19 protein-coding genes and 1 pseudogene are annotated in these 20,449 nt (G+C 69.5%); 7 read left to right on the top strand and 13 right to left on the bottom strand.

What is annotated here, in order from left to right; translation table 11 throughout:
• Positions 1–54: 54 nt before the first annotated feature.
• Both JOF29_RS19070 and JOF29_RS19065 read right to left on the bottom strand, forming a co-directional pair.
• Complete coding sequence (locus JOF29_RS19070; protein WP_209695512.1) at positions 55–1,104, bottom strand: LacI family DNA-binding transcriptional regulator; 1,050 nt, start codon at positions 1,102–1,104, stop codon at positions 55–57.
• A 37-nt stretch (positions 1,105–1,141) separates the two neighbouring features.
• Positions 1,142–1,849: an SDR family NAD(P)-dependent oxidoreductase gene (locus tag JOF29_RS19065; protein ID WP_209695511.1), complete on the bottom strand. Its 708-nt coding sequence runs from the start codon at positions 1,847–1,849 to the stop codon at positions 1,142–1,144.
• A 54-nt stretch (positions 1,850–1,903) separates the two neighbouring features.
• Between JOF29_RS19065 and JOF29_RS19060 the strand changes: the two genes are divergently transcribed.
• Together JOF29_RS19060 and JOF29_RS19055 are read left to right on the top strand one after the other, a co-directional pair.
• Positions 1,904–2,440: a MarR family winged helix-turn-helix transcriptional regulator gene (locus JOF29_RS19060; RefSeq protein WP_307863460.1), complete on the top strand. Its 537-nt coding sequence runs from the start codon at positions 1,904–1,906 to the stop codon at positions 2,438–2,440.
• 82 nt (positions 2,441–2,522) lie between these two features.
• Complete coding sequence (locus JOF29_RS19055) at positions 2,523–4,808, top strand: ATP-binding cassette domain-containing protein (protein ID WP_209695509.1); 2,286 nt, start codon at positions 2,523–2,525, stop codon at positions 4,806–4,808.
• On the opposite strand, the gene JOF29_RS19050 is transcribed toward JOF29_RS19055, so the two are convergent.
• The 6 genes from JOF29_RS19050 to JOF29_RS19025 form a co-directional block, all read right to left on the bottom strand.
• A complete protein-coding gene (locus tag JOF29_RS19050; protein ID WP_209695508.1) occupies positions 4,773–5,768 on the bottom strand; it encodes a winged helix DNA-binding domain-containing protein in 996 nt (331 codons plus the stop codon). The genes JOF29_RS19055 and JOF29_RS19050 overlap by 36 nt on opposite strands.
• A 47-nt stretch (positions 5,769–5,815) precedes the next feature.
• Positions 5,816–6,601, bottom strand: coding sequence for an SGNH/GDSL hydrolase family protein (locus JOF29_RS19045; RefSeq protein ID WP_209695507.1), 786 nt, complete (start codon positions 6,599–6,601; stop codon positions 5,816–5,818).
• 144 nt (positions 6,602–6,745) lie between these two features.
• On the bottom strand, positions 6,746–7,519 hold the full coding sequence (locus JOF29_RS19040; protein WP_209695506.1) for an energy-coupling factor ABC transporter ATP-binding protein: 774 nt from the start codon (positions 7,517–7,519) through the stop codon (positions 6,746–6,748).
• A complete protein-coding gene (cbiQ, locus tag JOF29_RS19035; RefSeq protein ID WP_307863458.1) occupies positions 7,516–8,274 on the bottom strand; it encodes a cobalt ECF transporter T component CbiQ in 759 nt (252 codons plus the stop codon). The genes JOF29_RS19040 and cbiQ overlap by 4 nt, the downstream gene beginning before the upstream one ends.
• The gene (locus JOF29_RS45400) at positions 8,271–9,290 is read right to left on the bottom strand and encodes an energy-coupling factor ABC transporter permease (protein ID WP_209695505.1); all 1,020 of its coding nucleotides are present in this window, start codon (positions 9,288–9,290) and stop codon (positions 8,271–8,273) included. The genes cbiQ and JOF29_RS45400 overlap by 4 nt, the downstream gene beginning before the upstream one ends.
• Before the next feature lie 45 nt (positions 9,291–9,335).
• Entirely contained in the window at positions 9,336–10,694 is a 1,359-nt protein-coding gene (locus tag JOF29_RS19025) for a dihydrolipoyl dehydrogenase family protein (protein WP_209695504.1), read from the bottom strand.
• A gap of 121 nt (positions 10,695–10,815) precedes the next feature.
• Here JOF29_RS19025 and JOF29_RS19020 point away from each other — a divergent pair, with 121 nt between their 5' ends.
• Complete coding sequence (locus tag JOF29_RS19020; protein ID WP_209695503.1) at positions 10,816–11,001, top strand: hypothetical protein; 186 nt, start codon at positions 10,816–10,818, stop codon at positions 10,999–11,001.
• 113 nt (positions 11,002–11,114) lie between these two features.
• Complete coding sequence (locus JOF29_RS19015; RefSeq protein ID WP_209695502.1) at positions 11,115–11,849, top strand: metallophosphoesterase; 735 nt, start codon at positions 11,115–11,117, stop codon at positions 11,847–11,849.
• Positions 11,850–12,270: 421 nt separating this feature from the next.
• Here JOF29_RS19015 and JOF29_RS19010 read toward each other — a convergent pair whose 3' ends face one another.
• Positions 12,271–13,950, bottom strand: coding sequence for a DUF222 domain-containing protein (locus tag JOF29_RS19010; RefSeq protein WP_209695501.1), 1,680 nt, complete (start codon positions 13,948–13,950; stop codon positions 12,271–12,273).
• 96 nt (positions 13,951–14,046) lie between these two features.
• On the opposite strand from JOF29_RS19010, the gene tsaA reads away from it, so the two are divergent.
• Positions 14,047–14,460, top strand: a complete 414-nt coding sequence (tsaA, locus tag JOF29_RS45995) for a tRNA (N6-threonylcarbamoyladenosine(37)-N6)-methyltransferase TrmO (RefSeq protein ID WP_209695500.1) — start codon at positions 14,047–14,049, stop codon at positions 14,458–14,460.
• A gap of 27 nt (positions 14,461–14,487) precedes the next feature.
• Here tsaA and JOF29_RS45990 read toward each other — a convergent pair.
• The 3 genes and pseudogenes from JOF29_RS45990 to lpdA all read right to left on the bottom strand — a co-directional run.
• A pseudogene (locus tag JOF29_RS45990) lies at positions 14,488–14,631 on the bottom strand (GrpB family protein); the annotation flags it as partial.
• A gap of 19 nt (positions 14,632–14,650) precedes the next feature.
• On the bottom strand, positions 14,651–14,794 hold the full coding sequence (locus JOF29_RS45985; protein WP_372446332.1) for a GrpB family protein: 144 nt from the start codon (positions 14,792–14,794) through the stop codon (positions 14,651–14,653).
• 319 nt (positions 14,795–15,113) lie between these two features.
• A complete protein-coding gene (gene lpdA / locus JOF29_RS18990; RefSeq protein WP_209695499.1) occupies positions 15,114–16,511 on the bottom strand; it encodes a dihydrolipoyl dehydrogenase in 1,398 nt (465 codons plus the stop codon).
• Positions 16,512–16,595: 84 nt separating this feature from the next.
• On the opposite strand from lpdA, the gene JOF29_RS18985 reads away from it, so the two are divergent.
• A complete protein-coding gene (locus tag JOF29_RS18985) occupies positions 16,596–18,758 on the top strand; it encodes a peptidoglycan DD-metalloendopeptidase family protein (RefSeq protein WP_245357663.1) in 2,163 nt (720 codons plus the stop codon).
• Between the two features lie 19 nt (positions 18,759–18,777).
• A complete protein-coding gene (locus tag JOF29_RS18980; RefSeq protein WP_209695498.1) occupies positions 18,778–19,236 on the top strand; it encodes a PGPGW domain-containing protein in 459 nt (152 codons plus the stop codon).
• Here the strand turns inward: JOF29_RS18980 and JOF29_RS18975 are convergent.
• Positions 19,204–20,385 (bottom strand): FAD-dependent monooxygenase, encoded by a 1,182-nt coding sequence (locus tag JOF29_RS18975; RefSeq protein ID WP_209695497.1) that lies wholly within the window; start codon positions 20,383–20,385, stop codon positions 19,204–19,206. The genes JOF29_RS18980 and JOF29_RS18975 overlap by 33 nt on opposite strands.
• Positions 20,386–20,449: the final 64 nt, after the last annotated feature.

Below are 20,449 nucleotides of genomic sequence, written 5' to 3'. Positions count from 1 at the left end.
CGTTGGAATGCCGCACACAAGGATCTTATGTGTGATTTTGTGGAAACGTATCCGTTAGCGTGCGGTACTGGCGCGCTCGACCACGCGGTGCGGGATCATCACCCTGCGGGCCGGAGCATTGCTGTCCGCCATCCGCTCCTCGAGCAGGTCCAGCGCGGCGGCGACGAACGCGCGGCGGTCGAAGTCGATCGTGGTCAGCGGCGGGATCATGAACTGGCTCTCGAGGATGTTGTCGAACCCGGCGACCAGCGTCTGCCCCGGTACGTCGACACCCGCGCCCCACAGCGCGGACAGGGTGCCGGACGCCATCGAGTCGGTGAAGCAGAAGAACGCGTCCGGCAGCTCGTGCTCGGTCAGGTACTTCGCCACCACGGTCGCCGCACCCTCCGGCCGCCAGCGGTCCAGCGGGATCTGCAGCGCCGGATCGATCGGTACGCCGGCCTCCTCGAGCGCCTCGCAGTACCCGGTGGTGCGCAGCCGCGAGGCCGCCGTACCAGGGGACTCGGCCGAGCCGACGAGCATGCCGGCGCCGCTGGATCCGCGCGGGACCTCCGGCGTACCGACGGCAGCGATCCGGCGGCAGCCCTTGGCCAGCAGGTGTCTGGTCAGGTCGCGGGCTGCGGCGACGTTGTCGATCGCGACCTGGCTGACGACGTCCTGATCGACGTCACCGATCAGCACGACCGGCGGCAGCGGGCCGACCGACATCACGGCGCTGTCGTCGAGGTTCACCGGGTTCAGGATCAGGCCGTCGACCAGGTAGGCACGAGCCTTGGACAGCAACTCGAACTCGCGCTTCGGCTCGGACGCCGTCTGCTCGATCTGCACACCCCAGCCGCGCTCGTGGGCGAGCTCGACGACCAGGTGGACGATCTCCGCGGAGTACGGCCGGAGCAGGTCGGGCAGCGCCAGCGCGATCATGCCGGACCGGCCGTTGCGCAGGCCGCGGGCGCTCATGTTCGGCACGTAGTCGAGCTCGGACAGCGCGCTCTCCACCCGGGCGCGGGTCTCCGGACGGACGAAGACGACGCCGTTGATCACGTTCGACACCGTCTTCGGCGACACCCCGGCCAGCTTCGCGACATCTTTGACGGTGGGACGCATGTCGCCCATTGTCACACCTGGCGCACGTTGTCAGCCGTCATCGGGTGACCAGCGCACCGCCGTTCACGTGCAGCACCTGACCGGTGAGGTGGCGGGCGGACGGTGAGGCGAGGAAGTGGATGGTGGCGGCGATGTCGCCGACCTGGCCCTCGCGCTTGGTCAACGTTGCCTGCAGCAACGTCTGGCGGCGCTCGCCGGTCAACCGGCCCTGGAAGAACTCGGTGTCGGCGGTGAATCCGGGTGCGACCACGTTCGAGGTGACGCCCTGCGGGCCGAGCTCGGCCGCGACGTCGGCGTTCCAGAGCGCGAGCGCGGCCTTCGAGGCGCCGTACGAGCCGGGGCCGCGACCGCCCGCGATCGAGCCCAGATGCACGACGGCGGCGGTCAGCCGAGGCCCGAGCGCGGTGGTCGTGAGGACCGCGCTGATCAGATTCGCCTCCAGGTTGGCGAGCCAGTTCGCCTTCAGCTGCGCGAGACCACCGTCCGGCCGGCCGAAGTCGGTGTTTCCGCCCGCGTTGTTGACCAGCACGTCGACCCGATCGGGCAGCTCGCCCAGCAGCCGCTCGACCTGCGCCGGGTCGGTCGCGTCGCACACCACTCCCCTGGCTCCGAGCTCGCCCGCCGTCTTGTCGAGTACGTCGGCCCGCCGACCGGTGATCACCACGTCGTCCCCGTCCGCCCGGAACCGCTCCGCGGTCGCCCGCCCGATCCCGGTCGCTCCCCCGGTCACCACGATCGTTCGCATCTCGGTCCTCACGTTTAGCTCTAAATGTTTAGGTCTAAACCTATCATGGTGGCTGTGACCGACGACTATCCGCTCGACGCGCCGAGCCTGTACCCGGTCGCCGAGATCGCCCAGGCCTGGCAGCGGGAGCGGCCCGGGACGCCGACCGACTCGATCGAGATCGTCACTCCCCTGTGGCGGCTGGCGAAGCTGTTCGCCGACGACCGGCGCCGGGTGCTCGCGGACGCCGGAGTCGATCCGGCCACTCTCGACCTGCTCAGCGTGCTGCGACGGGCAGGGACGCCGTACGAGCTGAGTACGCGGGAACTCACCCGCCGGACGCTCGTCACCGCGGGCGCGATCTCGCAGCGGGTCGCCCGCGCCGAGGACAGCGGGCTGGTCACGCGGCGGTCCGCGGACGACGGGAGCCGCGCGGTGCTCGTCGCGCTCACCCAGGCAGGCCACGACCTGATCGAGCGGACCGTCGACCAGGTGCTGACCCGCGAGTCCGAACTGGTCGCGTCGCTCTCCCCCGGCGGACGAGCCCAACTGGCCTCGCAGCTGCAGGAACTGCTCGACGAGGTCGCCCGGGTGGCCCGTCAACCTTCCTGACAGCGTTGAGGGTTAGCCAGGCTCTCCCAGCGTGGAGATCGGAACAAAGTTCCTACGACCGCTTCAATGACACCATTGAAGGATGTTTCCTGCTGACAGCCATGACGTCATCCAGGTGCGCGGCGCCCGGGAGAACAATCTCGCCGGTGTCTCGCTCGACATCCCTAAACGCCGGCTCACCGTCTTCACCGGGGTCTCCGGTTCCGGCAAGTCCTCGCTCGTCTTCGACACCGTCGCGGCCGAGTCGCAGCGGCTGATCAACGAGACCTACACCGCGTTCGTACAGAACTTCATGCCGAGCCTCGGACGCCCGGACGTCGACGCACTGCGGAACGTGTCCGCCGCGATCATCGTCGACCAGGAACGGATCGGCGCGAACGCCCGCTCCACCGTCGGTACGGCGACCGACGCGCACACCATGCTCCGGGTGCTGTTCAGCCGCGCGGGCACGCCGTACGCCGGTCCGCCGTCGGTGTTCAGCTTCAACCGCGCCGAGGGGATGTGCCCGCTGTGCGAAGGCCTCGGCCGGACCACGGAGTTCAACCTCGACGAACTGGTGGACTGCGAGAAGAGCCTGAACCAAGGCCCGATCAAGGCGCCCGGGTACGCCATCGACAGTTGGCCGTGGCAACTGATGGCGCGGTCGGGGCTGTTCGACCCGGACCTCCCGCTACAGGAGTACCCGGACGAGGTGTGGCAGCAGTTCCTGCACCAGGAGCCGACGAAGGTCCGGGTCGGGAAGAGCAACCTGACCTTCGAGGGGCTGATCACCAAGCTCAAACGGCAGTACCTGAGCAAGGACCCGCAGTCGATGCAGAGCCATGCGCGGGCGTTCGCCGAGCGGGCGATCCGGCAGGACACCTGCCCGGAGTGCCACGGCGTACGGCTGAACGCGGCGGCCCGGGCGGTCACCGTGGACGGCCGGACGATCGGTGAGTGCTCGGCGCTGCAGATCAGCGATCTCGCCGAGTTCGTTGCCGGGGTCAAGCACTCCGGGGTCGGCCCGATGCTCGACGGGCTACGGCAGTTGCTGGACTCGTTCGTGACGATCGGGCTCGGGTACCTGTCGCTGGACCGGGAGTCGTCCACGCTGTCCGGCGGCGAGGCGCAACGGGTGAAGCTGGTCCGGCATCTCGGGTCGAGCCTCAGCGACGTCACCTATGTGTTCGACGAGCCGACGGTCGGGCTGCATCCGCACGACATCCAGCAGATGAACGACCTGCTGCTGCAGCTGCGGGACAAGGGCAACACGGTCCTCGTCGTGGAGCACAAGCCGGAGACGATCCGGATCGCGGACCACGTCGTCGACCTCGGACCGGGCGCGGGCCTGGCCGGCGGCCGGCTCTGTTACGCGGGTGATGTCGCCGGCCTGAAGACGTCCGGGACGCTGACCGGGCAGTACCTCGACCACCGGGTGAGCGTGCGCGACGACGTACGGCGGCCCACCGGCCAGCTGGCGATCACGAACGCGAAGCTGCACAACCTGCGGAACGTGAGCGTCGACGTCCCGCTCGGCGTACTGACCGTGATCACCGGGGTCGCGGGCTCCGGGAAGAGCTCGCTGATCCATGGGTCGCTCGCCGGACGGGACGGTGTGATCATCGCGGGACAGGAACCGATCCGCGGGTCCAAGCGCAGCAACCCGGCGACGTACACGGGCCTGCTGGACCCGATCCGGGCCGAGTTCGCCAAGGCGAACCAGGTGAAGCCGGGCCTGTTCAGCGCGAACTCGGTCGGCGCCTGCCCGACCTGCAAGGGCATCGGGCTGGTCTACACGGATCTCGCGATGATGGCCGAGGTCGCGTCGATGTGCGAGGACTGCAACGGCGCGCGCTTCACCGCGGAGGTGCTCGGCTACCGGTTGCGCGGCAAGAACATCAGCGAGGTACTGCGGATGACGGTCGCGGAGGCCCGTGAGTTCTTCCCGAAGGGTACGGCGCGCACGATCCTGGACCGGCTCGCGACGGTCGGGCTGGAGTACATCGGGCTCGGCCAGCCGCTCACGACACTGTCCGGCGGCGAACGGCAGCGGCTGAAGCTGGCGATCAACATGGGACGGACCGGCTCGATCTACATCCTCGACGAGCCCACCACCGGGCTGCATCTCGCCGACGTCGACAAGCTGCTCGGCATGCTCGACACCCTCGTCGACCAGGGCAACACGGTGATCGTGATCGAGCACCACCAGGCGGTGATGGCGCAGGCGGACTGGCTGATCGACATCGGTCCGGGTGCCGGGCACGCCGGCGGTCAGGTCGTCTTCACCGGTACGCCGGCCGATCTGGTGGAGAGCAGCCCGACGGTGACCGCGGAACATCTCCGCACGTACGTGTCAGAACCGGGCGAGGTCGGCCAGCTCGTCGGTTAGGTCCGCGGGTTCGAACAGGTCGGTCGAGAGGTCCGCGTGCCGCCAGGCACCGATCGCTCGGCCGGCTCTGATCACCGCCGGGCTGAGCATGCCGCCGCCGGGAAAGATCGACTTGGGCAGCTCCTGGAAGCGGTTCTGGTACCCGAGCAGGTACGCGTCGAACTCGCCGAGCATCCGGACGTCCTGGCAGCCGGGCAGGTCCTCGACGGCGTACAGCTCGGTGGCCTCGACCTCGAAGGAGGTGGTCGCCACGGACGTGATCGCGCGGCGGGCCTGCGGTACGGGTAGCCCGGCCCAGGTGGCGAAGTCGCGGGCGGTGGCCGGGCCGTAGGCGGTCAGGTAGCGGTGGGCGACGGCTTCGAGGTCGCCTTCCAGGATGAGGGGTTTGCCCAGCCAATCGGTCACCGCGACCCAGGTGTCGCCAGGTCCGTAGCACACGCGTCCGAGGATTCCGGCGTACCGGATGAGCGCGTACACGGCCTGCCCCTTCGGCTGAGGGATCAGCCCGGCGCGGACCAGTACGACGGCCAGCTCCGCGCGGTCGCATGGCCCGTGGGCGAGCAGGTGTTCCTCGAGTACGTCGGCCGCGGCGGCGCGGGTCCGCTCGGGCAGGCCCAGCTCGCCGTACCGGCGTTCGGTGTCCTTGATCAGTTTCGCGCCGAGCAGCCCGAGCAACGGGCCGGCGTCCTCGACCGCGACAAGTTGCAGGGTGCCGCGCATGAACCAGCCGCGGACGACGGAGCGGTCCGTGACCTGCGCGTACGTCACGTCAGCGTGCGTGGTGGCGGTGGACCGGGCGCGCACGGCGTACGCCGCACCGCGCCAGGTCTGGGCCTGTAGTCCCCCCATCCGGCGTACGACGTCGGCCACCCCTCCGGGGCCGGCCTCGTTCACCGGACGCGCGAGGCAGTTGGCCTGCATCCTGGCCGCCAGCAACCAGTCGACGGACCTCCGCGTCACCTCTGCATGACACCACGAACTCGCCGGTTCCGCATCCCCGAACCGGGTCAGAGCGCGGGCTGGACCAGATCGGCGTACGCCGCCTGGCCGGTCACGTTCGGGTGGTACGACTCGCTGACCGGGTTCGACAGGCCGTTGATCCACTCCGGGCTGCCGCACACCGAGTGGCCGATGAACTTCGAGGTCGGGTTCACGAACGCGAACCCGGCGGCGCTCGCGGCCGCGGAGACCTTCGAGTTCAGCAGGTCGGCGGTCGCGTTCAGCTTGGTCATCTCGTCCGGGCTGAAGAACGTACCGGCGTTGCAGTCGGTGCCGTTGAACAGCCGCGGATACCCGACCACGACGACCTTGGCCGAGGATGCCCGGCTCTTGATCGACGCGTACAGGCCGTTCAGCCGGCCGGGCAGCGTGTTGTTGATGATCGCCTGCGCGTTCGCGACCGCGCCGGAGCAGTCGCCGAGCCAGGACGGCTTCGCGCACTCGGTGATGACCGAGGAGAACCCGGCGTCGTTGCCGCCGACCTGCACCGACACGATGTTCGCGGCGCTGGTCACCGACGGGAGCTGGTTCGCGGTGACGTCCGCGACCTTGGCGCCGGAGCAGGCCATGAACGTCAGGTTCGCGCCGAGCCGGCCGGCGTCGATGTAGGCGTACGCCTTGGTCGAGCGCTGGCACGAGCCGCTGGAGGAGATGTAGGTCCGGGTGCCGACGCCGGAGGCGTACGAGTCACCCAGGGCGACGTAGTTCGGAGCCGCGGCGTGCGCGACTCCGGGGATCAGCAGGGACGCCGCGCCGAGGGCCGCAGCGGACAGCAGACTGGCGATGGACTTCATGGGGCGGACCACCTTTGTGAGCGAGGAGTGGCGAATGAAGTACTCCACGTCACCTTCGCTGACCGGCGAGTAACACACAAGGGCTTGGTAAGAAATTCACCGTGCATTCCCGGTGACGGTCACCGACTAGCCTCCGACGGATCGTCAGGGACGCTCCGGTCCGGCGACGGACAGCGGGTCGAAGCCGTACGGCAACTCGAGACGGTTCGCAGCCATCAGCTCCGGATCGCCGAGCAGGTCGCGGGTCTTGCCGTCCGCAACGATCCGGCCGTCGTTCATCAGCAGGCTGCGTTCGCAGAGCTGGAGGGCGTACGGGAGGTCGTGGGTGATCATCAGGAGCGTGACGTCGAGGCCGGCGAGGATGTCGGCCAGTTCGCGGCGGGCGGCCGGGTCGAGGTTGCTGGACGGCTCGTCCAGGACCAGTACCTCGGGGCGCATCGCCAGGACCGTTGCGACCGCGACTCGGCGGCGTTGGCCGAACGAGAGGTGGTGGGGTGCGAGGCCGGCGTGGTCCTGCATACCCACCTGGACCAGGGCCTCGTGGACCCGGTCGTCCAGTTCCGCGCCGCGGAGGCCGAGGTTCGCCGGGCCGAATGCGACGTCGTCTCGGACGGTCGGCATGAAGAGCTGGTCGTCGGGGTCCTGGAAGACCAGGCCGACCTTGCGGCGGATCGCGGTCAGGTGTTCGCGGTGCACGGCGGTGCCGCCGATCTGGATCCGGCCGCTGCCGGTGCCGCCCGCGACCGAGCCGAGGATGCCGTTCAGATGCAGTACCAGGGTGGTCTTGCCGGCGCCGTTCGGCCCGAGCAGCGCGACCCGTTCGCCGTGCTGCACGGTGAAGTCCACGCCGTACAGCGCCTGCCGCCCGTCTGGGTACGCGAACACCAGACGCTCGACCTGAATCGCGGGACCGCTCACAAGGTCACCACCCTGGCGGCGACGGCGATCGCGACGGCGAGCAAGGAGATCGCCAGCCCCTCGACCCACTGGGCGCTCGACGCGCCCTGCGCGCTGAGCAGCGGCATCCGGCCGCTGTACCCGCGGGACCGCATCGCCAGGTGCACGCGTTCGCCGCGCTCGAAGCTGCGGACGAACAGTGCCCCCACTCCCCCGGCCACCGCCTTCAGATGCCCGGCCCGGCCGCCCGCGTACCCACGGGACTCACGGGCGACCCGCATCCGGTGCAGGTCGTCCGACACGACGCTCAGGTACCGGACCATGAAGGTCAGGATCGCCACCAGCGTGGCCGGCAGTCGCAGCCGTTCGAGCCCGGCGAGCAGGTCACGCGGCGCGGTCGTTGCCGACAAGAGGATCGCTGCGATCACGCCGAGTGTGCCCTTCGCCAGCACGTTCCACGCCCCGAACACACCCGACGCGGACAGCTGCAGTCCGAGCACGTCGATCCGCGGGCCGGTGGCAACGAACGGGAGGAGCAGCGCGAACACGATGAACGGCGTCTCCACCGCGAGCCGCCGTAACACCACGGCGGCGGGCAGTTTCGCCGTCACCAGTGCGCCGGCCAGCAGCCCGGCGTACACCCCGAAGGCCCAGAAGATCGCGGCCGGGGTGGAGACGACGGCGAGCACGAAGACGAACAGCGCGACGAGTTTCACCTGCGCCGGGATGCGGTGCACCGGGCTGTCCACCGCGACCAGCAGGCCGTCCCCGCTCACGACGCTTTGCCGGCCCGGAGCGAGGCGAGCTTCGCGATCGCGAGACCCACCACGATCGTGACCAGTACGCCGATGATCCCGGCCAGCGCGCCGGACACCTGCGCGTTGCCGATCCCGTGGACGCCGTAGTCGGCCAGCGGGCTGCTCGCCACCGCCGAGGTCTTCGCGGCGCTCTCGAACCCGAGCTTCGCGCCGACGAACTCCAGCCCGTCCGGATGCGCGCTCGCGAACAGGCTCAACCCACCGGCGACCAGCAGCGTGACCGCGATGCCGACGCCCAGCGATCGCCCGGCCGGCTTCGCAACGACCGGGCGGTCCGGCGACACCGTCGAGCTGTTGCCGTCGGCATCGACCAGGACGAGGTCCTGCTGCAGGTGCCGGGCGGCGTACACGAGATCCGGACGGGTCGCGACGACCGCGCTCAGGACGGCGGCGGTGATGACCGCCTCGCCGATGCCGACCAGGATGTGCCAGCCGACCATCGCCGTCGCGAGCTTGCCGAGCGGGATGTCCACCGCGCCACCGATCGAGTACAGCCCGGTGAACGCCAGCGCCGCGACCGGGACCGACACCAGCGCGCCGACCGTGGTCGCCGGTACGACGCTGCCGACGCGCCGCGGCAGGACCTTCAGCAGCGCACGGGTCACGAAGTACCCGACGAGGACCGTGATCAGGCCCATCAGCGTGATGTTCGTCCCCAGCGCGGTCAGCCCGCCATCGGCGAACAGCAGGCCTTGCACCAGCAGGACGGTGGACATCACCAGTACGGCGGTCCACGGCCCGACCAGCGCCGCGGCCAGCGCGCCGCCGAGCAGGTGGCCGCTGGTGCCGGCGCCGACCGGGAAGTTCACCATCTGCACCGCGAACACGAACGCCGCGGTCAGCCCAGCCAGCGCCGGACCCGTCTCGCGGAGCTCGCGGCTGGCCCGTTGCAGGCTGACGCCGACCGCACCGGCCGCGATCAGGCCGGTGGCGACGGACGTGGGGGCATCGAAGAAACCGTCAGGAACATGCACGCGGACATTGTCGATCTATTTGCGACCGGATCGCAACAAGCGGTCTCACAACTCCTTGAGCGCCTCGCCGATCGCCCGGTGGAACGTCGGGTACGCGTAAATCATCTGTCGCAGACTGTTCACCGGGACGGCGGCGTGCACGGCCACCGCGAGCGCGCTCAGCACCTCGCCGCCGGTCGGGCCCGCGCTGGTGGCACCGACCAGTACGCCGCGGTCGGCGTCCATGACGACCTTGATGAAGCCCTCGTTGCCGGCCTTGTGGATCCAGCCGCGGGTCGAGGCCGGGATCGGGGTCGAACCGGTCCGCACGTTCAGCCCGGCGTCGCGGGCCTGCTTCTCGGTCAGCCCGACCGCGCCGATCTCGGGGTCGGTGAACGTCACCCGCGGCATCGCGTGGTAGCTCGCGGTCGGCGCGTCCGGCTCCTGGAGGATGTCGCGGACCGCGATGTCGGCCTGGTACATGGCGTTGTGGGTGAACGCCCCGACCCCGGTGACATCGCCGACCGCCCAGACCCGGTCGCCGGCGCGGACGTGCTCGTCGACCTCGATCCGGCGCGCGGCCGGGTCCAGCCCGAGCTTGTCGATTCCCAGGTCCGCGGTCGCCACCCGACGACCCGTTGCCACCAGCAACTTCTCGCCCGTGGTGGTGCTGCCGTCCTCGAGCGTCACGGTGAACGCGCCGTCGGCGTACCCGACCTGCTTCGCGTGCGCGCCCCGGCGGAACGTCACGCCGTCGCGCTCCAGCGCCTCGCGGGCCAGTACGCCGGACTCCGGCTCCTCCATCGCCAGCACCTCGGGGGCGCCCTCGATCACGGTGACCTGGACGCCGAAGCGCGCGAACACCTGCGCCAGTTCCATACCGATCGCGCCGCCGCCGAGGATCAGCAGCGACGCCGGCAGCGTCTCCACCTCGATCGCCTCGCGGTTCGTCCAGTACGGCGTACCGGCCAGGCCGTCGATCGGCGGGACCGACGGGACCGTTCCGGTCGCGATCACGATGCCGCGGGCCGCCTCGTACTCGGTGCCGCCGGCGCGGACCGTGTTCGGGCCGGTGATCGTCGCGACGTCCTTGATCACGGTCGCGCCCTTGCCCGTCAGGCGGTCGACGGCGACCTGGTCGTTCCAACTGTCGGTGGCCTCCTCGCGGATCCGCTTCGCGACCGGCGCCCAGTCCGGCTGCACGGTCGCCGTACCCGCGATGCCGTCGACGCGGCGGGTCTCGGCGATCAGGTTCGCGGCCCGGATCATCATCTTGCTCGGCACACAGCCGTAGTACGGGCACTCGCCGCCGACCAGCCGCGACTCTATCCCGACCACCCGCAGCCCGGCCTGCGCCAGCCGTCCGGCGGTCTCCTCCCCACCGACACCGAGCCCGACGACGATCACGTCAACCTGTTTAGCCATGCCGCCAAATCTCTCAGACCACCCGGTCCGGACCAAGTCCCCACCCGGCGCGTCATCGCACCGTAAGCGGACGTTCACCACCGGCCACCAGCGTTCCGATCTCGCAGAAGTGAGGACAGAGTTGCTCGATTTCTCAGGGCTCGGAAACATCGATCTCGGGACCGTCATCGCCCTCGTCTCGCCGACCGGCACGTCGATCGTGTGGCTGCTCGACCGGTACGTCTGGCGCCGCAAACGGCTCGTGTACCGCGTCCAGGTCGACGCCCGGATCGGTGTCCACCCGTGGCACCGGAGGCGAAGTCCCTGACGGCGGCGTTCCTGGACTACGTACGGTCGTCGCAGGCGCGGCCCGTGCTGGAACGCGGCGGGCTGGTGCCGTGCGGGGCACTCCCGGCGGGCTTCTGCGGCTAATGTGCTGACATGTATGTGATCGCGCACCTCAGTGACCCGCACCTCGACGGCACCGAGGAGGCGCGCTCCCGGCTCCGGCTGATCACGTCGTACGTGCGCTCGTCGACGGTGGACGTCGTACTGGTCACCGGCGACCTGGCCGACCACGGGTTGCCGGAGGAGTACGTCGAGGTCGCCCGCGAACTGACCTTCGACGTACCGACGCTGGTGCTCCCCGGCAACCACGACGTCAGCGCCGCGTTCCGCGCGCTCGTCACCGCCCCGGGCCATGGCCACCCGGTCCACCAGATCCGCGACGTCGGGGCGGCCCGCTTCGTCCTCGTCGACTCCACAGTCGAAGGCCAGGACCACGGCTACCTCTCCGGGGAAACCCTCGCGTGGCTCGACACCGCCCTCACCGATCCCTTCGACGGCCCGATCTTCGTAGCCATGCACCACCCGCCCTTCGAACTCCACCACCCCGTCATGGACCAGTGGAAACTCGAAAACCCCGACGCCCTCGAGCAGGTCCTGACCGGCAAACCCGTCACCGCCGTACTCACCGGCCACGTCCACAACGCCATCACCACCACCTTCGCCGGCCACCCCGTCCTAGGCGCCCCCGGCATCCGCTCCACCGTCCCCCTCCCCTTCGAACCGCACACCGATTCGGTAGTAGACCCCACCGCCCACCCCGGCCTCGCCCTCCACTTCCACACCCCCGGCCAACCCCTCCAAACCGTCTACCGCTACCCAGTCCAATAGCCCACCAGTCGACCGCGACCGCCCTGCGCGGACGGACTGGCCTGCTGTTGGACCGGCGGCCATCGGGTTGCTCGGCATCAAGCCTCAGCCGCTGGTACGGCGGTCAGCGCCGTCGTGCTGGCGGTCGGCCGTCGTGCTGGAAGGTCACCGACGTCGTCGCCCTGCTTGATCCGGCCTGGCTCCCGTGAGGTGCGGATCGAGGAGGCCCTCCGCGCGTCGAATCCGCGTCCGGGCCAAAGCCCTCGGCCGCCTGCAAGTCCCGTTGGTCCCGGCAAGACCGTGTCGCGTTGGCCGCCGGCAAGACCTGTGGCGCCGGGCCTCGTCGCCGAGCTGAGCGAACTCCTCCGTCAGGCCGAGCCCACCCGCGAGCCGGCGACCCCCGTGCTGCCGTGCTGCCGGTCGGCTGGCCCTGCGGTTGCATTCATCCTCCGACCGGGTCAGCCTCGGTGGCGGCTGGTAGTGGGTGGGTGCCGGAGTGGTCGACGACGAATCGGAACCCGTGAGGGCTGATCCATTCAACGGCGCCGGTGGGCAGGCGTCGGGCGCGCCAGCGGCCGAACGTTTTGGCGCGGTGGTGGAGCCGAGTGAGCGGTATGAGGTTGTGGGTACCGGTTTGCCCGGTTTGCCCGGTTTGGCGGGTTTGGCCGGGTGGTGCGGCGCGGTCGCTGTGGGTGTACGGCATGACGTGGTCGAGGTCCATCCGGGTGGTGGCCTCGGCGCCGCCGTACGGGAACATGTCGACCGGATGACGCAGCCGCACCCGCTCGCGGATCCGGTCCGGGATCTCGTAGCCGTGCACGCTGACCTGGTCGTGCAGGTCGATCACGGGCTTGACCACGACCTGGTCGTGGCCGAGCAGCTCGCTCAGCTGACTCGCGAGCAGGGGCCCGAGCTCTTCGACTCGCAGTACGCCGTCACCGGTGGCAAGTGTCCGATCGGTGAGGTGCACGTACAGGGTGTTCCGCCTCCGCCGGCCCACAGCCGAACCGGCGCCAAGGCCGTTGCGGTATGCGTCCTGTTTGATCGCAGCCAGCCGGGCTGGCAGTTCACCCGCGAGCATCCGCCGCGTGAACGCCTCCCCACCATCCTCGGCGCGGTCGCCCTCGGCGGCGTGGGGGTTTTCGTTGGACCCGGGACACGGCTTTGGCCTGGCTTGCGCGCGGTCGTCGGCGGCGGGTGGTTCGACTTGTTGTCCAAGTCCGTTGTCGGCGGAGTGTTCGGGCTGATCGCTGGGGTGGTTGGCGCAGTTCGGCGTCTCCGGGGCGGACCGTGGCTGAGACGGCGTGGCAGCGTCCGAGGGTGGGGCGCTGTGGGTTGACTGTGTGTGGGCGAGGTGGCGCGCGACTTCGAGTAAGTGGTGGGCTGCGGCGGGGTCGGCGATCCAGCCGATTGCCTTCGCGCGGCGTTGATCCAGAGAATCGGTGTCACCCAGAGTCTTCAACGCTCGCGCGAGGTCGTCGATGGTGGCGTCGAAGCGGATCACGTCACCCGCAGCGGCCCGGACCCAGATCCGCTTCGTACCTTGGTCGTCGGACGGCGCCACGAACACACCGCGTGCCCGCGCGGCCGCCTCCGCCTGGGCCTTCGCCGACTCGGGGTCCGCCTCCCAGACCGCAGCATTGACAATCTTCGTCAAGGCACCCGGTGTCACGGTGTTCACGATCCCGACCACGCGCCGGTCCACGATCGCCGCAGCCTCCAGCGACAACGCCAGGCAGGCGTGCGCGACCTTCCGGGCCCGCCATGCCACCGCGTTCCCCGCCAGCACCGCAGCCCAGATCCTGGGGAGCCGATGACGTAACGCCAGCGCCTCACCCATCAACGCCGCCGCAGCGCCCGACGACATGCGCAGTACCGCACCGAGCTCGATGGGCGCGAACTCCGCCACCCCAGGACAACCGTCACCGCCGAACACCTGGATCCGCTCGTACCCCGGCAACGGCTCATAGGCCTCGTAGCCGGGCACCACCGCGTTCTGGTCGGCGAACGCGAGCGCTGCCTCGACTATGCGCACGGCAGCCCGGTCCTGGATCCGGGCGAACTCCGCCGCCACGGACAGCAGGTCCGTGGCGGAAAGCTCCTCCAGATCACATTCAAGCATGTGTTCGATTGTAGGGAGTTACTATCTCGTTATCAAATCGGGTGCGCCCAGGCGCGTACTGTCTGGCTGCACGGCGACCGGAGTCGGGAGTGTGTGATGGCGGATGAGCTTGTACTGCAGGTGGTCGGGCGGGTGGAGTCGGAGTTACGCGAGCGCGCGGATGCGCCGCGGCAAGGGGATGAAGGTGCGCCGGACGCCTGGGTCGTGTTCGACGCGTCTGTTCGGGAGGCCCTCGCGGATGTTGCTCCCGGCGACGAGCTCATTCTCATCACCTGGTTCGATCGAGCGGATCGGAGTGTGCAGAAGGTGCATCCGCGCGGCGACGCGAGCCGACCTGCGACCGGTGTCTTCAGCACGCGCTCGCCGGACCGCCCCAATCCGCTCGGCCTCCACCGCGTCACCGTCCTGGCCGTCGACGACCTCCGCCTCCAGGTAAACAACCTGGAGGCCCTCGACGGCACCCCGGTCGTCGATGTGAAACCGGTCCTCGGTGAAGTCTCCGAACGCTGAGGGACCGCCTCCGGCGAGGATCTGTAGTACGAACGCATCCTTACCGGCGATGTAGGCCCTGCGATCGTCCGGGAACCTCCGCGCCAGATCTGCCTTCAGGTCGGCGTACACGTCCCGCAGCGCGTCGTCTGCCCTGAGCCGGTCGCGGAAGAGTATCCGGTCGCGCCACAGCCACTCGTCCTACGGGGGCCTATCGCGATGTCGAGGATGGGCTTGCCGGTACTGCGGTTGAGCCGATGTGCTCGACCGCGACCGCCAGGTCGCCCAGTGCGGCCTGCAGCTTCGGGGCCACGCGGTCGTACGACGGCTGCCAGGCGCGGTTGCTCGGTACCAGGCGGACGTCTCCGCGGCTCAGCCCGCTGAGTCGCCGATGGCAGCTTTCGTGCCGCTCACGCCAGATGGACTACTCGGTAGTCGGCGAGGAGATGGCAGTTGGAGTTTTTGTGCCGCGGATTGTCTCTAGCTGGACGGTGCCGCGACCGTGGGACGATGGCCGGCGGTCAGGAGGGCTCGGGGATCGAGGTACGTGCGGCGGTCTAGCAGGACCGTGTCCAGGCGATCAACTGCGCGCCGGAGGCGTCCGTCTCGTCGAACGAGCGCGGCGGAAATCGACAGGCGGCGGCAGACGTTGTCTGCCGCCGCCGCAAAGCTGATCAGAAGTTGATCATGTGGCCTTCGAGGCCGTGGAACGCCTCTTGCAGGGCCTCGCTCAGGGTCGGGTGGGCGTGGACGTTGCGGGCCAGTTCCTTGGTGGTCAGGTCCCACTTCTGGGCCAGCGTCAGCTCCGGCAGCAGCTCGGTGACCTCCGGGCCGATCAGGTGCGCGCCCAGAAGTTCGCCGTACTTAGCGGAGCTGATCACCTTCACGAAGCCGGTCGGGTCACCCAGCCCGTGCGCCTTCCCGTTCGCGGTGAACGGGAACTTCGCGACCTTGACGTCGTGGCCCAGCTTGCGGGCCTCCTCCTCGGTGTACCCGAAGCTGGCGATCTGCGGCTGGCAGAACGTCGCCCGCGGGATCATCGCGTAGTCGAGCTCCATCGTCTCGTGCCCGGCGATCGTCTCGGCGGCGATCACGCCCATCGCCTCGGCCGCGTGCGCGAGCATCAGCTTCGCGGTCACGTCGCCGATCGCGAAGATGTTCGGCACGTTCGTCCGGCAGAAGCCGTCGACGTTGATCGCGCCGCGCTCGGTCAGCGCGACCCCGATCTTGTCCAGCCCGTACCCGTCGACCCGCGGCTGGAAGCCGATCGCCTGCATGACCTTGTCGGCCTCGATCGTCTGCTGTACGCCGTCCTTGCCGGTCACCGTGACCTTGACCGAGGCACCGGAGTCGTCGATCGAGTCCACCCGGGTCGACGTCAGTACGTCGACGCCGAGCTTCTTGTACGCCTTCGCGAGCTCCTTGGAGACCTCCGGGTCCTCGAGCGGGACCATCCGGTCCAGGAACTCGACGATCGTCACCTTGACGCCGTAGTTCGCCAGCACGTACGCGAACTCGACACCGATCGCACCGGCACCGGCGATCACGATCGAGCCCGGCAGCTCCTCGGTCAGGATCTGCTCCTCGTACGTCACCACGCGCTCGCTCAGCTGGGTGCCCGGCAGCAGCTTGGTGGTCGCGCCGGTCGCCACGATGCAGGAGCCGAACGTCACGGTCTCCGAGGACCCATTGTTCAGCGTCACGTCGAGCGTGTTCGCGTCGGTGAACGAGCCCCAGCCGTCGAACTCGGTGATGTTGTTCTTCTTCATCAGGAAGTGGACGCCCTTGACCCGGCCGTCGGCGACCTTCCGGCTGCGCTGCACTGCGGTCGGGAAGTCGAAGCTCACCTCGCCGCTGATACCGAAGGTCTTCGCCTCCGTCCGGAAGATGTGCGACAGCTCGGCGTTCCGCAGCAGCGCCTTGGAGGGGATGCAGCCCACGTTCAGGCAGACACCGCCCCAGTACTTCTTCTCGATGATGGCGGTCTTGAGTCCGAGCTGGGCGGCGCGGATCGCCGCGACGTACCCACCGGGACCGGCGCCGAGGACAACAACGTCAAAGTGCGAGGCCATGAAGTGAATGCTAACCGGGGTTCCGTAAGCACCGTACGCCGCCTACGCTGAGCACGCGCGTGAGGCGAGCTGCATGGGGGACGGATGGAACTGGGGAGACGCCGGGGGCTGCGATTCGCGGCGCTCGGGCTACTGCTGGCGGTCGTCGCGGTACCGGCGTACGCCGACGGCCCCACGCCGTCCACACCGTCGATACCGTCCACACCGTCCGGGTCCGAGCCGCCACCCGCGTCCGTCACCGACGTGAACCGCTCGCTCGAGCAGCTCCAGGCCGAGGCCGCGGCAGTCCAGGCGGACTTCGCGAAGGCCACCATCGCCTACACGAAGGCGCTGAAGGAGGCCCAGACGGCCGAGGCCGCCGCGAAGAAGGCCGAGACCACGGCGAGTACGTCGAAGAGCCGCTCGGACGGGGAACGCCACAAGCTCGGCGTGATGACGGCGCAGGCCTACCAGCTGGGCATCCCGACCGTGATGGGCACCGAGTCGATGCTCTGGTCGCTCGCCCCGGTCGCCGAGAACCTCCAGGAGATCGCCGACCGGCAGACCGCGATCACCCGGCTCGGAGCCACGCAGGTCGCGCAGTACAACGCGGCGCTGGCCGCCGAATCGGACTCGAACCGGCTGAAGTCGGACGCGACCACCAAACGCACCGCCGCCAACGAGGCCGCCGCGAAGGCGCAGGAGCTGAGCAAACAGGTCCAGCAGAAGGCCGCCGCAGCCTCCGCCGCGATGGCCGACCAGACGGCCGCCCTCGACACGGCGTCCGGGGTCTCGCAGCAACTCCAGACGGTCCGCGACGCACAGGCTCTCGCCAGCTGGAAGACGTACCTCACCGAGCTCACCGCCGCGAAGGTCACTCCCCCGGCCGCCGCCGTACTCAGGAACCCCGCCAGGCTGCCGGCCGGCCTCGCGCCCCTCACCCGTCGCGGCGCCGCGGTTCCCGGCGTCGCGTCCGTCACCACCGCGGGCCGCACCGTGCGCGTCCTGTCCGCGGAGACCATCCGCGCGGTCAACCAGGCGTTCAACCTCGTCGGCAAGCCGTACGGCGTCGCCGCGACCGGCCCGGACAAGTACGGCTGCCTCGGCGCCGCCCGGGTCGCCTGGGAGCCGTACACCACCCTCCCGAACCTGGTCGGCAAGGTGTACCCGGACTACCAGGCAGTCCCGACCGCGCAGATCCAGCCCGGCGACCTGCTCGTGATGGGCAGCAAATCCCTCGGCCTGGTGCACATCGGCGTGGCGCTCGACAACGGCGAGATGATCGCCGCCGACGAGTCCAAGGGCGCGGTCGTCGTCACCACCGTCCCCGACAACCTGTACGCCGCCCTGCGCCCGACGCTCGGCGCCCCCGCCAAGCCCCAGGTCGCGCCCGTCGCCACCTCCGACGCGTACCCCTTCCGCTGCGGCAACACCGCCACGTCGTACGACGTCGGCTCCGGTTCCTGGACCTGGCCGCTCCCCGACGGCACCTACGAGATCGGTACGCCGTTCGGTCAGGCCGGGTCCGAGTGGTCGTCCGGCTTCCACACCGGGCAGGACTTCCCAGCCGCCATCGGTACGCCGGTCCGCGCCGTCACATCCGGCGTCGTCCGGATCGAGCACCCGGCCTGGGCCGGCAACCTGGTCCGGATCGACCACGGCAACGGCCTGGAGACGCTGTACGCACACCTGAGCCGGGTCGACGTCACCGACGGCCAGCAGGTCACCGCCGGGCAACAGATCGGTGCTGTCGGAGACAAGGGGAACACGACCGGCCCGCACCTGCACTTCGAGGTCCGGCTCGGCGGCGACCCGGTGAACCCGATGCCGTTCCTGGCGACCGGGTCCGCGAGCACCGGCTGGGGCGGTTACAGCAACGGCATGATCCCGGCCAGCAAGCTCTGCGCGATCACCTCCGGCCACATGCTGCGCTGCGACGCCGCCGCGGCGTACCTGAAGCTCGCCGCGGCCTACCGCGCACGGTTCGGTACGACGCTGTGCATCACCGACTCGTACCGCTCGTACGCCGCCCAGGTCAGCCTGTACCAGCGCAAGCCCTCGCTGGCCGCCCTTCCCGGTACGTCGAACCACGGCTGGGGCGTCGCGGTCGACCTCTGCGGCGGGATCGACAAGTACAACTCCCCGCAGTACCAGTGGATGAAGGCGCAGGCCCCTGCGTACGGCTGGGTGCACCCCGCCTGGGCGGAGCCGGGCCGCAACCGGGAAGAGCCGTGGCACTGGGAGTTCGGGCAACCGTCCGCTACCTAGCCCTGGGTAGGCTGGCGGCGTGGCCGAGCATGAGAGTCCCGACCGCACCGACGACAACATCACGCTGGACGCTGCGGACGACCGGTGGGAATGGCGGCGCCGGATCCGGGAGAACCCGAAGAAGCTGCTGTTCTACCGCATCGGCGTGGGCGTGCTCGGTGGTCTGCTGATCATCGCAGCCCCGCTGACCGGCTGGCTGCCAGGCCCAGGCGGGATCCCGTTGTTCATCGCGGGCCTCGCCGTACTGGCCAGCGAGTTCGAGTGGGCGCAGCGGCTGCTGTACCGGGTCAAGGACTGGGTGAAGTCGCTGACCACCTGGACCGGCAAGCAGCCCGGCTGGCTGAAAGGGCTGGGGACCGCCGCGCTCTCCGGTTGCGTGGTCGTCGGCGTCTGGCTTTATCTGGCCGTGCTGGGTGTGCCGGGCTGGCTGCCCGACTCGTGGGAGTCATTCCTGTACAAAGTGCCCCTCCTTGACTGAATAGGGAGGCAGCTCGATCAGCTCGCTCATGTTCTGCGCCATCTTGAGCATCTGGTTCAGGAAGAACGGCCGGTCGAGCATCTTGTTCCGCGCGACGATCCCGAACCGGCTGGCCGGCGCCAGGAACGACCCCGCCCGGCTGCCGTCCTGCGTCGTCGACACCGACTTCCGCAGCGCCGCCTCGTACCGGTCGAACGCCGTACGGAAGTCGGCCCGCGCCAGCTCCCCCGCCAGCACGTAGGCGCCCACCACCGCCGTACCGGTACCGAGCGCGCCGAACGTCGCGCCGTACCCCGCGTCGCCGAGCAGCACGATCCGCTCCGTCGACCAGCGGTCCACCCGCACCCGGCTGATCGAGTCGAAGTACAACTCGGTTGCCGCGGGCAACCCGTTCAGCAGCTCCGGTACGTGCCAGCCGAGCCCGTCGAACTGCTGGCGAATGATCGCCTTCTGCTGGTCCACGTCCCGCCGGTCGTACTGCAGCACCGGCGACTTGAACAGGAACAGGGTTCCCGCCAGCCCGGGATCACGCCGGTCCGCGCCGACACTCGCGAGCTTCCCGGGCACGTTGTACATCAGCGAGTCGCCGGAGATCCCGAGCGTGTTCGGCACCTCCCAGCCGGCCACGTAGTAGTTGAGGTGCCGCTCGACCACCTGCTCCTGCGGCCACACCAGCCGGCGTACGACGGAGTGCATCCCGTCCGCACCGACGACCAGGTCGTACGTGTCCTCGATCCCGCTCTCGAACCGCACGTCCACCCCCGCGGCGTGCTCGTGCAGAGCCGCGATCGAGTCCCCGAAGCGGTACGTCGCGTGCGCCCGGCTGTGCTCGTACAGCACCCGCGACAGATCGGCGCGCAGCACCTCCAGCTCGCCGCCCGCGAACTCGGCCGGCAGCCGCATCAGCTTGCGCCCCGACTCGTCCACGAACCGCATCGCGTTGCCGCCGGTCTGCAGCGACCGCAGCTCGTCCAGCACGCCCATCCGCTCCAGGACCGTGGTGAACACCTCGCCGCGGAAGTCCACGGCGTACCCGCCCTGCCGCAGCGCCGGCGCGATCTCGACCACGGTCACGTCGTGCCCCGCCCGTCCCAGCCAGAGCGCCGCCGACGGCCCCGCCACGCTCGCACCCGAAATCAGAACCTTCATGATCGTCTCCCTCAGCAGTAACTGTGTCTGCCGGACACAGTAATGTGTATGGTAGACACAGTTC

It is taken from the genome of Kribbella aluminosa (genome assembly GCF_017876295.1).
GTDB lineage: Bacteria > Actinomycetota > Actinomycetes > Propionibacteriales > Kribbellaceae > Kribbella > Kribbella aluminosa.
This window is presented reverse-complemented; position numbering and strand designations above follow the sequence as displayed.